At 51.2% G+C, this 12,978-nt stretch carries 16 protein-coding genes; 5 read left to right on the top strand and 11 right to left on the bottom strand.

All coding sequences use genetic code 11. The annotated features are described in order from the left end of the window. Positions 1 to 18: 18 nt before the first annotated feature. From DQW12_RS12405 to rfaH, 4 genes are all read right to left on the bottom strand, one after another. Complete coding sequence (locus DQW12_RS12405; RefSeq protein WP_113908192.1) at positions 19 to 450, bottom strand: low molecular weight protein-tyrosine-phosphatase; 432 nt, start codon at positions 448 to 450, stop codon at positions 19 to 21. Positions 451 to 485: 35 nt separating this feature from the next. Next, complete coding sequence (locus tag DQW12_RS12410; RefSeq protein ID WP_232819989.1) at positions 486 to 1,604, bottom strand: polysaccharide export protein; 1,119 nt, start codon at positions 1,602 to 1,604, stop codon at positions 486 to 488. Between the two features lie 22 nt (positions 1,605 to 1,626). Continuing rightward, a complete protein-coding gene (locus DQW12_RS12415; protein WP_113908193.1) occupies positions 1,627 to 1,908 on the bottom strand; it encodes a hypothetical protein in 282 nt (93 codons plus the stop codon). 309 nt (positions 1,909 to 2,217) lie between these two features. Then, a complete protein-coding gene (gene rfaH, locus DQW12_RS12425; RefSeq protein ID WP_157957926.1) occupies positions 2,218 to 2,727 on the bottom strand; it encodes a transcription/translation regulatory transformer protein RfaH in 510 nt (169 codons plus the stop codon). Between the two features lie 373 nt (positions 2,728 to 3,100). Here rfaH and DQW12_RS12430 point away from each other — a divergent pair, with 373 nt between their 5' ends. Beyond that, positions 3,101 to 4,702: an MBL fold metallo-hydrolase RNA specificity domain-containing protein gene (locus tag DQW12_RS12430; protein WP_113908196.1), complete on the top strand. Its 1,602-nt coding sequence runs from the start codon at positions 3,101 to 3,103 to the stop codon at positions 4,700 to 4,702. Positions 4,703 to 4,837: 135 nt separating this feature from the next. Here DQW12_RS12430 and DQW12_RS13730 read toward each other — a convergent pair whose 3' ends face one another. Both DQW12_RS13730 and DQW12_RS13510 read right to left on the bottom strand, forming a co-directional pair. Beyond that, positions 4,838 to 4,963: a hypothetical protein gene (locus tag DQW12_RS13730; RefSeq protein WP_269800936.1), complete on the bottom strand. Its 126-nt coding sequence runs from the start codon at positions 4,961 to 4,963 to the stop codon at positions 4,838 to 4,840. Then, on the bottom strand, positions 4,960 to 5,112 hold the full coding sequence (locus DQW12_RS13510) for a hypothetical protein (RefSeq protein ID WP_157957928.1): 153 nt from the start codon (positions 5,110 to 5,112) through the stop codon (positions 4,960 to 4,962). Before DQW12_RS13510 ends, DQW12_RS13730 begins: the two co-directional genes overlap by 4 nt. Positions 5,113 to 5,273: 161 nt before the next feature. On the opposite strand from DQW12_RS13510, the gene DQW12_RS12435 reads away from it, so the two are divergent. Further along, entirely contained in the window at positions 5,274 to 5,852 is a 579-nt protein-coding gene (locus tag DQW12_RS12435; RefSeq protein WP_113908197.1) for an Rpn family recombination-promoting nuclease/putative transposase, read from the top strand. A gap of 61 nt (positions 5,853 to 5,913) precedes the next feature. After that, a complete protein-coding gene (locus DQW12_RS13515; protein ID WP_157957929.1) occupies positions 5,914 to 6,306 on the top strand; it encodes an RpnC/YadD family protein in 393 nt (130 codons plus the stop codon). A gap of 49 nt (positions 6,307 to 6,355) precedes the next feature. Here DQW12_RS13515 and DQW12_RS12445 read toward each other — a convergent pair whose 3' ends face one another. Beyond that, complete coding sequence (locus DQW12_RS12445; protein WP_113908199.1) at positions 6,356 to 7,555, bottom strand: type II toxin-antitoxin system HipA family toxin; 1,200 nt, start codon at positions 7,553 to 7,555, stop codon at positions 6,356 to 6,358. Continuing rightward, positions 7,545 to 7,847: a helix-turn-helix domain-containing protein gene (locus DQW12_RS12450; protein ID WP_113908200.1), complete on the bottom strand. Its 303-nt coding sequence runs from the start codon at positions 7,845 to 7,847 to the stop codon at positions 7,545 to 7,547. Before DQW12_RS12450 ends, DQW12_RS12445 begins: the two co-directional genes overlap by 11 nt. 434 nt (positions 7,848 to 8,281) lie before the next feature. On the opposite strand from DQW12_RS12450, the gene DQW12_RS13805 reads away from it, so the two are divergent. Beyond that, positions 8,282 to 8,809, top strand: a complete 528-nt coding sequence (locus tag DQW12_RS13805; protein WP_368732020.1) for an REP-associated tyrosine transposase — start codon at positions 8,282 to 8,284, stop codon at positions 8,807 to 8,809. Between the two features lie 189 nt (positions 8,810 to 8,998). After that, on the top strand, positions 8,999 to 10,054 hold the full coding sequence (locus DQW12_RS12460) for an Rpn family recombination-promoting nuclease/putative transposase (RefSeq protein WP_113908202.1): 1,056 nt from the start codon (positions 8,999 to 9,001) through the stop codon (positions 10,052 to 10,054). Positions 10,055 to 10,103: 49 nt separating this feature from the next. On the opposite strand, the gene DQW12_RS13520 is transcribed toward DQW12_RS12460, so the two are convergent. The 3 genes from DQW12_RS13520 to DQW12_RS12470 all read right to left on the bottom strand — a co-directional run bounded on the left by DQW12_RS13520 (position 10,104) and on the right by DQW12_RS12470 (position 12,975). Next, the gene (locus tag DQW12_RS13520; protein WP_157957930.1) at positions 10,104 to 10,250 is read right to left on the bottom strand and encodes a hypothetical protein; all 147 of its coding nucleotides are present in this window, start codon (positions 10,248 to 10,250) and stop codon (positions 10,104 to 10,106) included. 108 nt (positions 10,251 to 10,358) lie between these two features. Further along, positions 10,359 to 12,464, bottom strand: a complete 2,106-nt coding sequence (locus DQW12_RS12465) for a hypothetical protein (protein WP_113908203.1) — start codon at positions 12,462 to 12,464, stop codon at positions 10,359 to 10,361. Between the two features lie 25 nt (positions 12,465 to 12,489). Next, a complete protein-coding gene (locus tag DQW12_RS12470; protein ID WP_113908204.1) occupies positions 12,490 to 12,975 on the bottom strand; it encodes an LPP20 family lipoprotein in 486 nt (161 codons plus the stop codon). Positions 12,976 to 12,978 lie beyond the last annotated feature (3 nt).

A 12,978-nucleotide genomic window follows, 5' to 3' on the forward strand; every position in this document is an offset into this window, starting at 1 on the left:
TTACATATAGTGCCGCGCCTACGACAATTTGTCTGCCCAGCTTTGGGTGGCTGCTTCGAGCATTTTATAAATTTGCTCGAATACTTCATCGCTTTTTTTGTACGGGTCTGGAACGTCTTTGCCGCGTAACCAGTGGGTAAGCAACATGGTTTTGGCTAAACATTCCGGAAAACGGCTGGCTATTTCGTCGCGGTGCCGTTTTTCCATTACTAAAATTAAGTCGTAGTCGCGGGCTAACTCAGCGCTAAACTGCCGGGCACTGTGCTCACCACAGGGTACCCCATGGGCTTCGGCCACTGCTCGAGCTTGCGGGTCCATGTCTCGCCCTTCAAGTGCATGCAAGCCCGCCGACCCAATGTGCTTGTGCGGCAGCTTTTGCTTGAGCATAAACTCCGCCGTTGGCGACCGGCATATATTGCCCACACACACTACTAAAATTCGTTCAAACATTAATTTGCATTACCAGTTTGCATTAGTGGTTTGCATTAACGGGTTATTTCGTCGTTGGTGCGAGCAACCTGATACAAGCCAGTTACCGTTGGCATAATTAAGCTGATAACACGGTTCCAACGCGCGACCGGTGCTGCGGTTACAAATACGATGTCGCGAGGTTGTAACTCAAATTGGTCGGCAAGTACATACGAGGTAGCCTGCTTTACGTTTAATTGATACACGTCGACCACATAGTCGCTACCTTCTGGGGCTTCACGGAACACGAAAATACCGCTGGCTTCGGCGCGCTGTTCGGCTACACCGCCGGCTTCGGCTAACGCCTCAGCAAGAGTCATACGTGAACGGTTCACCGGCACTGAACTGGCGCGGTTTACTTCACCCAGCACGAACACTTTGTTTACGTCGTTACGTTCAACGTGTACCACGTCGCCGTGCTGCAGTAGGGTATTTTGCGTGGTGTCGCCACGGGTGTATAAGTCTTGCAACGAGAAACGACGCTCTTCGCCATTTCGGGTAAGCACCACATTACGCCAGTCGGCCATTTCAGTAATACCGCCGGAACGGTTTACTGCGTCGAGCAACGTCATGGGCACATTGGTCACCGGCTGAGTGCCCGGCTGTTTTACTTCACCCGTAACGTACACACGCTTGCTGCGAAACGCCGCTACGGTTACGTCAACCTGCGGGCTCTCAATATGCGTAGCAAGGCGGCGGGTGAGCAGCTCTTGAATTTCGGTAACGCGTAAGCCGTCTACTTGTACACGACCAATGTACGGATAGAAAATAGTGCCGTCGTTGTGCACCCAGTTGCCGGCCTCTTCCGCGCTACGCTGAGAGCCCGCTGGAATAGTTAGTTCTGGGTGGTTCCATACGGTAATGGTAAGCACGTCGCCACGGCCTACGCGGTAGTCGTACTGCTCTTGCTGTTGGTCTAGCTCGGCATTGTGCACTGGCGTTGATTTTGGCGTTCTGAGCTCGTTAATAAGCTGCGGGCTAATAGTGTGAAACTGCACTTGGCCTTCTAAATTTTCGCCTGCTTTGTCTGGGTCCATGTGGCTACCTGGTGCATACGCACAGCCCGACAAAATGGCTAAGCTTGCGGCGCCAAGAATGAGATTTTTCATTTGCGAGTTTAAGTTAAATTGCAACATGAACCTGTACCTGAATTTATAATTATTTAAGGCGAAACGCCTGCATTTGAATGGTCGCCCAGCTGTCGGAGGGAAAGATTTCGACAACCGTACCTTCTGCGTCACGAATTGATGCATGTGTAGCCGTAGACACGCGCTTGAGTTCCTTTCGCGCTATTTCAACCACATGAAACCGAGTGCGGGTAAGGGGAATACCGAGTTTTTGAATAACCTCGTCGCCCTTACAAATTTCTATTTTATAGCGTTGGTGCTGTTCGCTGTTCATTGCTTTGCTTCCATTTCGTTGCTGCGGCTGCTGGCTCATTCTGAGTGAACCTATTCAGCCTGTGCGGCGTATTGTTTCCGTACAACATTACCGGGAGAACACTTGCCTGCGGGAGTGGTTTGGTTTTTGCTTTGGTTTTTGTTTTGGTTTTGGTTTTGGTTTTGGTTTTGGTTTTGGTTTCGGCGAAAAATTTGGGTTTGGGGCCGCGCCTACGGTTATTCGGAATATCGAACAAAAGGTACGCTACCGCCCTTAGGTTACGGCCCCCAAATGCCATTTTTGTTTTGTGTGCGTTTTATGTACGGCGGTGCCGTACCTACGTTTTTATGTACGGCGGTGCCGTACCTACTACGCGCGTAACACGCGCTCTTCTAATTCTATGCGCTGTTGTTTGCCGAGCATGTCGAGCAATACCAAGCAGCGGTCTTCGCCTTTGGGCAACTGATAAATAGCTTTGAGGCCTGTAAAGGGGCCTTCGGTAACTTCGACCAAGCTGCCCGGCTGAAACGCACTCACTATTTGTTTAGTTCCGCTTTGTTGCTGCTCTTCATAGGCAGATTCCATGGCGAGCATTTCGCGCATAATACCTTCGGGCACCTCTGCGGGCACGCCACCAAAGCGCACAACACCATTAATGCCACGCGTGCTGCGTAGCGCATTAAAATTAACAGTATTGGGGTTCACTTGTACGAACAGGTAGTTAGGAAACAAGGCTTCATTCACTTGCGTTCTTTTTTTACGCAGTATTTTTTCGCGTGTTAACAGCGGCAGACAGGTAATATAACCCTGATTTTCAATGTTCAACCGAGCACGTTCTTCCTGACGCGCCTTGCAATGCAATAAATACCAGGTTGACATACAACGAAACGTCCTTTCTTCCATGGTTGGTGCTTCTGGTGGCACCTTCCAAAGTGTAACCATCGAAACTCTTCGTGCGCACTACTCTTGCCACACTCAAAACGAAAGAGGATTGTAAGATATCGCCTACACGAATGGAAGCCTCCCACCCCCCAAAGCAACACATTTTTTACATTAACTTTGGGGTCAGACCCCAATATTGGGGGTCTGACAACACCTTTCTTTCAGCCAGCGCTTACATTTTTTCCGCTAACCATTTGTAAAATTTGAAATTTGCGTCTTTACTTATTTTTGCTCTAACAAATGAGGGTCAGAGTAAACCTATTTGCTCTGCTCCATGTTTTACTCTGACGCCACCATTAGGAAGATAAATATGGACATTCACTTTATTCATCATGGTGCCCGCGAGGGCGTAACGGGCTCGTGTCATGAGCTTTTTTTACCCAACGGTAAGTCGCTTTTGGTCGACATAGGCCTGTTCCAAGGCGCGGAAACCTCGGGCGAAGGCGCCGACTCAAACCATCAGGAAATCGAATTTTCCCTTAACGCGGTGCAAGCGCTCATTCTTACCCATTGCCATATCGACCATGTTGGCCGCTTACCATGGCTGCTCATTGCCGGTTTTCGTAAACCTATTTATTGCACCCGAGCTACCGCTCATTTATTGCCCATGGTGATTGAAGACGCACTGAAAATTGGCCTAACGCGGAACCCGCAGCTTATTAATTCGGTTTTGCGTATTGTCGCGGAATTACTAGTTCCCGTTGACTACGACACCTGGCAGCATTTGCCGGAGGTGGGTGCGAATATTCGCTTTCGTCAAGCCGGCCATATTCTCGGCTCGTCGTTTGTTGAAGTGGATATACCGGGGTTAGAGTCTGGTTTTGATTTGGGTGGGAGCGGTAATGCCGCGCATTCGGATCCGGCAGCAGATTCAGGTTTGGATGATGCCACGGTTGGCGATAGGCCCGGCAATGCTGCGCTTGCGGATGCTGATTTGGATGATGCCGCGGTTGGCGGGAGGCCCGGCAATGCCGCGCTGTCGACGGGCTTGGATGCGGGAATGGCCGTGACCGCGGATTTAACGACCGCCCCGCGCCCGTATCGCGTCGTTTTTTCAGGCGATTTAGGCTGCAAAAACACCCCGCTGTTGCCCGACCCGGCCGCCCTCGAATACGCCGACGTACTCATCCTAGAGAGCACCTACGGCAACCGTAACCACGAAAACCGCAGCGAGCGGCAACAGCGACTAAAAACGGTAGTAGAGCATTGTATTCGTGATCGGGGCGCCGTGTTAATCCCCGCTTTTAGTATCGGCCGCACGCAGGAGTTATTGTATGAATTAGAAGACATTATTTACCAATGCCAGCAAAGCGGCATTCCCGACTGTGAATGGCAAGACATGGTGGTCATTCTCGACTCCCCCATGGCCGCGCAATTTACCAAACAATACCGACGAATGCGCGATTTATGGGACGCCGAAGCAAAAGACAAACTCGCCGACCAGCGTCACCCGCTGAACTTCGAGCGCATGCATATAGTCGACAGCCACAGCCAACACGAAAGCCTTGTGGAATACCTGCACTCGTCGGCAGACCCCTGCATTGTTATTGCCGCCAGCGGCATGTGTACCGGCGGGCGCATGGTGAACTACTTAAAAGCGTTACTGCCTGACCCGCGTACCGACGTACTCTTTGTCGGATACCAAGCCCAAGGCACTCCAGGCCGAGACATTCAACAGTATGGCCCCCGCGGCGGTTACGTCGACCTCGACCGCGAACGTATATATATTAAAGCGAAGGTGCACACGCTAGGCGGCTACTCCGCCCATGCCGACCAACAAGAGCTAACAGACTTCGTAGGCAGCGCACAATATGTAGGCGAAATCCGGCTCGTGCACGGCGACCCCCCCGCCAAAAGCACCCTCGCCCACCACCTCCGCCAACATTTCAACAGCGAGGTCGTGATCCCGTAGGTGCTGCATCACCAACCATCGCAGGTGTTGCATTGAATCGTAGGTGTTGCATTGAATCGTAGGTGCTGCATTGAATCGTAGATGCTGCATTGAATCGTAGGTGCTGCATTGCAGCACCTACCGCAACATCCACCATCACGCGTGCAACATCCAACATCGTTCGTGCTGCGGTGCAGCACCTACGGCGACACCGGCCATCATTCGTGCAACATCGGCAACACGTACCGCCACACCAAACATCGCGCGTGCAACACCGGTCATCGTGCGTGCATCATCGGCCGTCGTGCGTGCCACACCAACCATCGCGCGTGCTGCGGTGCAGCACCTACCGCAACACGTACCGCCACACCAAACATCGTGCGTGCCACACCCACCATCGCGCGTGCATCATCGGCCGTCGTGCGTGCCACATCCACCATCGTTCGTGCTGCGGTGCAGCACCTACGGCCACACCGGCCGCAACATCCACCATCGTACCGTCATTTCACTGAGCGATCGCTTAACTTAATTTCGAAACCATCATTTAGGACTACACTTTCAATTAATGACACGTTAAAGGGAGAAACACGGCATGGATGCCTCAAGATCTGAAGATAAGAAACTGAGTAGTGCCCAGCGTAAATCGATTGATGCGAGTTACAAATTGCTCTTTAGCGAGCCTAAGATGGTCATCGACTTGCTGCAAGGCTATGTGAAACAAGAGTGGATTGAGCGACTTGATTTTTCAACGCTACAAGCCGTGCCTACTGATTTTGTCAGTTCTCGGCTGCATAAACGACAAAATGATTGTATTTGGCGGGTGCAATGGCGGGATACAGATCGTTGGCTGTATGTTTATGTGGTGCTTGAATTTCAATCAACACCAGACCGATTGATGCCGTTGCGATTATTGACTTACTTGGGATTACTATATGAAAAAATAGCGAAGCAAAAGGAATTTACGCGAGCTCATAAACTTCCGCCGGTTTTACCTATGGTGCTGTATAACGGCAAAACGCCGTGGAATTTTGTCACCAAACTGTACGAACTCATTGACGTGATACCTGGTGGCATCGAGCAGTTCATTCCCCGCTTTGAGTTTCTATTATTGGAGGAGTACAAATACAAAGATCACCCGCTGCCGGCGCATGAGCAGAATCTTAAACAGTAACACCGTAGGCGCGTGCACCGCCGCGCTTTAATCCGCGTTTAAATTCAACGCAGATGATCTTTTGCATGCATTTGAAGCAGTTAAGGAGTGGTTGGAGCATGAGGAGCAAAAATCCTTAAACAAGGCCTTTCTTGCCTGGATGAAAGGGGTATTATTACCTTCAAGGTGGGAACATATCGACTTCGCTGAAGTGGATGACCTAGAAGGAGTGCATAGTATGCTCGAAGAAACCGTAAAAGAGTGGAAGCGTGACTGGAAGCGGGAAGGTCTTGCTGAAGGTAGAGCTGAAGGTAGAGTTGCGGGCCAACGGCAGTTACTTTTGATGCAGCTGAATGCAAAGTTTGGTGAGCTATCAGATGAACACAAAGCGCTTATTGAAGCCGCGGATGAAGAAAGCTTGCGAACATGGTCGGTTGCTCTTCTCACTGCAGAAAGCCTGGAAGCTGTTTTTTAAGCGCAGTTCCGCACATAAATAACCCTTCGTTCGTGCTGCGGTGCAGCACCTACGGCAACACTGCAGCCAAACGTTCGATATCTCCCTCACCGACGCCAGCGTTGGTCATAAAGTGGCGCCATTCTCTGGCAACCTCTTTTACTTCATTCACTATATGCTTCGCTTTAGCATTGCTAAGACCAAAGCGTTTGCACTGCGACATTGCATTTTCAAGTGTTCCTTCGCGACCTCGCTCGCCAATACCCAAACTGTGTTGGCGTGAATTATTAATTGGCAATACGTCATAAGCTGGCGAGAGTGTCCATTCCTGGCTCGATAAATCATAAAGCATGGCATGGTTGCGGCCATGATCGTCTGTATTGCCGATAAGTATATTGAAAACCATGCGTAGAAAGAGTTCATGGGCATCACTACCCCTTGCACTAAACCGCCGTAAGTACTCAGCAAAAGCAGGATAGGAATACCAATGACGGCCACTCATCTCGGTGACTTTACCCTCAACAAGCAACGAGTTTGCGGTAATGAAGTGGTGAGATACGCCTGACTCGCTGCCATTAAAGGTTCGATCAAACCGCTTCACCATGAGCAAGTCTTCCGCACCTTCAAGAAGTTGGGTCTTCGCGACATTCGGCGTTAACTCCCGCAACATGGTCATCGTAGCATGCTCAACGCGACTGACATTAAACAGATCGTCCGGACGATTCAGCTTTACCAAATACTCTTCGTTATGATGCTGCAAAACGGTTTTCGGACGAGCCCCGCCCATTGAAATGCCGAATTCGAATGCTCTACGAACTTCGTCGTTTACATTCTGTGCGTTTAAGATCGCATTCTTACCTGAAATGAGAAGATCGATATCGCCGATGGTATTGCGCGATTGTTTCGCTTTCGCTTTATGCCGCGACAAGCTAAAACTCAGCGCCCCAACCCCCATCGAAGCGCCTGCGATAAGAAATTCGAGTTCGTTTTTGGGTTTGGTACTGTGCAATTGGGTGATTAATTTGCGGCCCCAGGCGTCTGCTCCCGCATCTGCGAGCACTCCAAAAATACCTTTGTTCAAACTTGTAGTGAAAATGTCTTCGCCGAGCGGTAGATGAATTGGATCAAGTGGAAATGCATTTTTGCGAGCTAGATAGCTTCGGCCATAGCGAAATTTGCCAATACCCGACTCACTCTGCAGACGAAACTCACCACAAATAACCGGTTCGTCCTCAAGTCCTTCAACAAAGACGTATGCACTAGAAGTCATTTGGGAACTCCTCGTATTCACTCATACCCGTTCGGTGGCGTTTCGGATTCCCAGACACACGCTTTAACTGTTGCTCCGTGAGTAAAGTGAAGTCATCAATGAGGTTGAGCAGATCAAGTGCTTGAAATAACGTTTCGGCATTGACCGGCTGACCTTGTTCCATGCGTGAGATGGTTTTTACACTGCAACCGACACGGCGTGCGAAGTCCGCCTGATCATAATGAAGCGTTCGGTTTCTTTTAATAAGCTCCCCAATTAATAGGAGCAAATCTTTAGTTCGATTAAGAAACATATTTGACCTTTTATGCGCTTATCGGTCAATTATGACGTATTATTTCAGGCGGGGCAACACCGGACATCGTTCGTGCATCAACAACCACCGACCGCCGCATCAACAACCATCGCGCGTGCTGCGGTGCAGCACCTACGGCGACATCGGCCACAACATCCACCATCGTGCGTGCCACATCGGCCATCGTTCGTGCTGCGGTGCAGCACCTACGGCGACATCGGCCACAACATCCACCATCGCGCGTGCCACACCCACCATCGTAGGTGCTGCATTGCAGCACCTACCGCATCACCCACCATCCCGCGTGCCACATCCACCATCGTTCGTGCTGCATTGCAGCACCTACGGCAACACGTACCACGGCACCTACCAACCTACCAAAATTGTTCTATAATTTAGATATTCACGATGACAAGGAGGTCAACATGGGCAATATGTATCGTTGCTATGAGAGCGGGGGCGGCTATTACTTTATCACTATCAATGCTTTTCAGCGTCAGCCTATCCTCACCACGCCTAATATTAGGCAAAGCTTCAAGCACGCAGTCGCCGCTACTAAACTAAAGTTTCCATTCGATATTCATGCTTTGGTCTTACTTCCAGACCATCTGCATATGGTTCTCAGTACTGAAGACGATCTCCTGTCGAAGCGCTTAGGTTACTTGAAAATGTTAACTACGAAGTATGCGGGGATAAAACAAAGTGAGATGATGACTGAGAACTACAAGCGAGATCGAAGATGCGTGCTTTGGCAACCGCGATTTTGGGAGAGGACGATTCGCACTGAGTCACAACTCCATTCTCAGATTATGTATTGTTATATAAATCCAGTTCACCATGGCTACGTAGACAAAGTTGGGGATTGGCCTTACTCGACGTTTCATAGGGATGTAAAACGCGGTCTCCTACCACCGGAGTGGTCGGGAATAAGTGTCGATTTAAAACCCAAGAAATATCGTTGAGATCGGTAGGTAGGTGCTGCATTGCAGCACGTACAACACCTGCCACAACACCAACCTTCGTACGTGCTGCATTGCAGCACCTACCAAACCTGTACCGTCATTTCACTGAGCGATCGCTTAACTTAATTTCGAAACCATCATTTAGGACTACACTTTCAATTAATGACACGTTAAAGGGAGAAACACGGCATGGATGCCTCAAGATCTGAAGATAAGAAACTGAGTAGCGCGCAGCGTAAATCAATTGATGCGAGTTACAAATTGCTCTTTAGCGAGCCTAAAATGGTCATCGACTTGCTGCAAGGCTATGTGAAACAAGAGTGGATTGAGCGACTTGATTTTTCAACGCTACAAGCGGTGCCTACTGATTTTGTCAGTTCCCGGCTGCATAAACGACAAAATGATTGTATTTGGCGGGTGAAATGGCGCGATACAGAGCGTTGGCTTTACGTTTATGTTGTTCTTGAGTTTCAATCAAAGCCTGACCGTTTGATGCCGCTGCGGTTACTGACCTATTTAGGCTTATTGTACGAGCACATAGCGAAACAAAAGGAGTTCTCACGCACGCATAAACTTCCCCCTGTGTTACCTATGGTGCTTTATAACGGCAAGACGCCGTGGAACTTTGTCACCAAACTGCACGAACTCATTGACGTTATACCGGGTGGCATCGAGCAGTTCATTCCCCGCTTTGAGTTTCTATTATTGGAGGAGTATAAATACAAAGATCACCCGCTGCCGGCGACGCGGAACTTGGTGGCAGCGCTGTTTAAGCTGGAAACGAGTCAGCGCGAAGATGATCTTTTGCATGCATTTGAAGCAGTTAAGGAGTGGTTGGAGCATGAGGAGCAAAAATCCTTAAACAAGGCCTTTCTTGCGTGGATGAAAGGGGTATTATTACCTTCGAGGTGGGAACATATCGACTTCGCTGAAGTGGATGACCTAGAAGGAGTGCATAGTATGCTCGAAGAAACCGTAAAAGAGTGGAAGCGTGACTGGAAGCGGGAAGGTCTTGCTGAAGGTAGAGCTGAAGGTAGAGCTGAAGGTAGAGCTGAAGGTAGAGCTGAAGGTAGAGCTGAAGGGAGAGTTGCCGGCCAACGGCAGTTACTTTTGATGCAGCTGAATGCAAAGTTTGGTGAGCTATCAGATGAACACAGAGCGCTTATTGAAGCCGCGGATGAAGAAAGCTTGCGAACATGGTCGGTTGCTCTTCTCACTGCAGAAAGCCTAGAAGCTCTTTTTTAACCGCAGCTCAGCACATAAACAACCGTTCGTAAGTGCTGCATTGCAGCACCTACGGCAACATCGGCGGCAACATCGGCCATCGTAAGTGCATCAACAACCATCGCGCGTGCTGCGGTGCAGCACCTACGGCCACACCGGCCGCAACATCCACCATCACACGTGCAACATCCACCATCGTTCGTGCATCATCGGCCATCGCGCGTGCTGCGGTGCAGCACCTACGGCCACACCGGCCGCAACATCGGCCGCAACACCGGCCATCGTGCGTGGATCACCAACCATCGCGCGTGCTGCGGTGCAGCACCTACGGTTGATATGGGATCATGGCTGGTTTGCGGTAGCCGCTTTCGAAAAAGCTGTAGGCAAAGCCGAGCTGTATGCTTGGTTCGAGCATTTCGATGGGGAACACCACACTGGCGGTAATGCCAAGCCCGCCGCCGAAGCTGAAATGCGCGTTGGCCTCAACAAAGGCGTAGCTATTGGTGGCGCTACCACTGCTCGGTAGCATAGCCGTAGCGCCATCGGCCGTTTGGAAACTAATGGTTTCGTCTTCGTCCCAAGTGGTGTAGTCGTAGCCCTGATTCACCGTAACCGAAGCCAGCACCATGTCGGAATAAAAGCTCTTCCAAAACCCAACGCCAATACTGGCATGGTAAGCGTCGAGTGTAACTTTTCGGTCGCCGTACGCCGCAAAACCATTAATACGCAGGCTATTGGGCAAATTAAACTGATGCGTGCGCACCCCCACATTGCCTTGCAGGGTGAAGTTCAAAGTGTCGAAGTAACGCTGCACATTCAACACAAAGTCGTTGGCCGAGCCCAAATAAAACTGCGAACTTTGCCCCGTGTCGCGATAAAACTGGCCGTAGTGGCCGTCGGTGCCTTGCATGTCGCTGCGCGCATACGGAATACGGTACGTTGCAGACGGGTCGCCACTGCCCCGAAGTGAGTACACACCCACGCGCCAGCCATAATTATAAGGCTCGCGGTAGGCTGGCTCCGGGTACTCCACGCTATAACGCTGCTCACTTTGCAGCTCCACCAGGTCTTGCACAATTTGGTACTCGGGGTCGAACCCCAACTCGCCCGGCACGCTCGACGCGCGCCCAACCCGAATCGCATATGAGCCTGCTTCGGCTAGTTCCCGCTCAAACTGATTATTCTCAGAGCGCTCCCACAAATCGCTGTCGCGGCGTACTTCAATACGCGCCGCGCGGTCGCCCACCGACAATGCCAAGCTACCAAACTGGCGCGCTTCAAGTTCGGCCCGCACAAAAGCAAATGCCGCTCCGCGAGGAATCTCAAGCTCGCTTAATTGTTCACGATACCGCTCCGATCGCACCGCCACTTGGTAGGTTTTCCCCGGCACTAACACATGCCGCACCGGCGAGCCTAAACTCTCGTTATTTACCCGCACGTTGGCGTCGCTCGGGTTTACATAAAAATACACCGTGGTTTCTACCGCATTGGTTAGGCTACGCGTAGAAAACCGCCCCACTTCACGAAACCGCTCAATGCGCGCGCCTTCCGCACCAATGTCGCCCACCCGCATAACCACCGAAAACGAGTCGCCGAGCTCGCGTAAGTTCAACGCCGCCGACATACCACCAGAGTCGGTGAGCAACTCGCGCTCGCCGCGTTCGGTTCTAAGATAAAAAGTTGCGCCACGCTGCGGGGTAGCCGTGCCGCTGTGCACCAAAGCAACAGAGATTTGCCGGCGGTTTTCATGCAATACCGGCAAGGCGCGCAAAGTACGCACACTGGCTTCCGTTATTTCGGCAAAATAGGTTTCAAAGCTCGCTTGGCTGCCCAGTGCCGTAATGAACTGCTCTTTTAAAACGTTGTCGCGCACGGCAATGTTGTAACCCAGAATAGCGCGCTCTAAGCGCTGCGCCGGCTCCGTGCGAGGGGCTTGCTCGAGCCGATACACGGCGTTCAACGCAGGTGCCTTTTGTCGCGCCAGCTGGGTGAGGCGAAACACTGTGTCGCGATCAATACGCAAGCGCACAAACCAAGTGCCGTCGTTGCGGTTTTGTTGCTCGTAATCCACTTGCACGTTTTCCAGCTCTACGTTCGACCAAGAAAACGACGACGAAATAAATTCGCGGGTAATTTCTTGCTGTTCGGTGTCGCGTAAATCCTGCCGCGTTTCCGTACGCACGTTCACCAGAATCATTTCCGCCAGCTCGTCGCGCGCCGCCTGCAATGCCCGCTCCCGGCTTTCGCCAAAACCAGAACCGTAGGCAAAACGGTCGGGTTGCGTGCCTAAAGTTGGAATTTGATCGCGCGTAGTGGGCTGCTCTGATGGCGCAAGCGAACAACCGCTCAGCACCAACAGGCAAGCGATGGTGAAGGCATGAAACAGGCAGGGTAGTGCCTGAGCTTTTGCGTAACGAAAGCGTTTCAACATCGACTCGCCTTAACCTGTTCTTGTGTTAACCGCGCGTTTCACGCATGCGCGCGTCGAATTCGTCGAGAATTTCACGGCCCGTGCGCGCCCCTTGGTTACGCGGCATACGCATACGCACATATACGCGGGTTGAGCCGTCGGGTAAGCGCACGCGTTCAACGCGATCGGTTTCAACCGCTTGCACCGTTTCTTGTACCCGCGCTTGTACCGCGTCGATAAAGGTACCCGAAGTTTCTGGGTCACCCAAGTTAATTTGCCCTGCCTGGCGCGCTTCGCTTTCTACATAAATAGCGAACGACTCCGCTAACTGCGCCTGTGCATTCAAACGCGCTTGTCGCGCCGCCAAGTTCGAGTCGCGGCTAACGCCTTCACCAAAACCATAAAAATAAGCTTCAGGCTCGGCTTGTACGTCGAACCAGGAAGGCCACTCGTTGTCAGGCTTCGACGAACACCCAGCCAAACCGACCACAGCAGCAAATAAAATTGCAGATAATAATTTTAGTTTCGTCATAGT

Source organism: Aliidiomarina celeris (genome assembly GCF_003316875.1).
GTDB classification, from domain to species: domain Bacteria; phylum Pseudomonadota; class Gammaproteobacteria; order Enterobacterales; family Alteromonadaceae; genus Aliidiomarina; species Aliidiomarina celeris.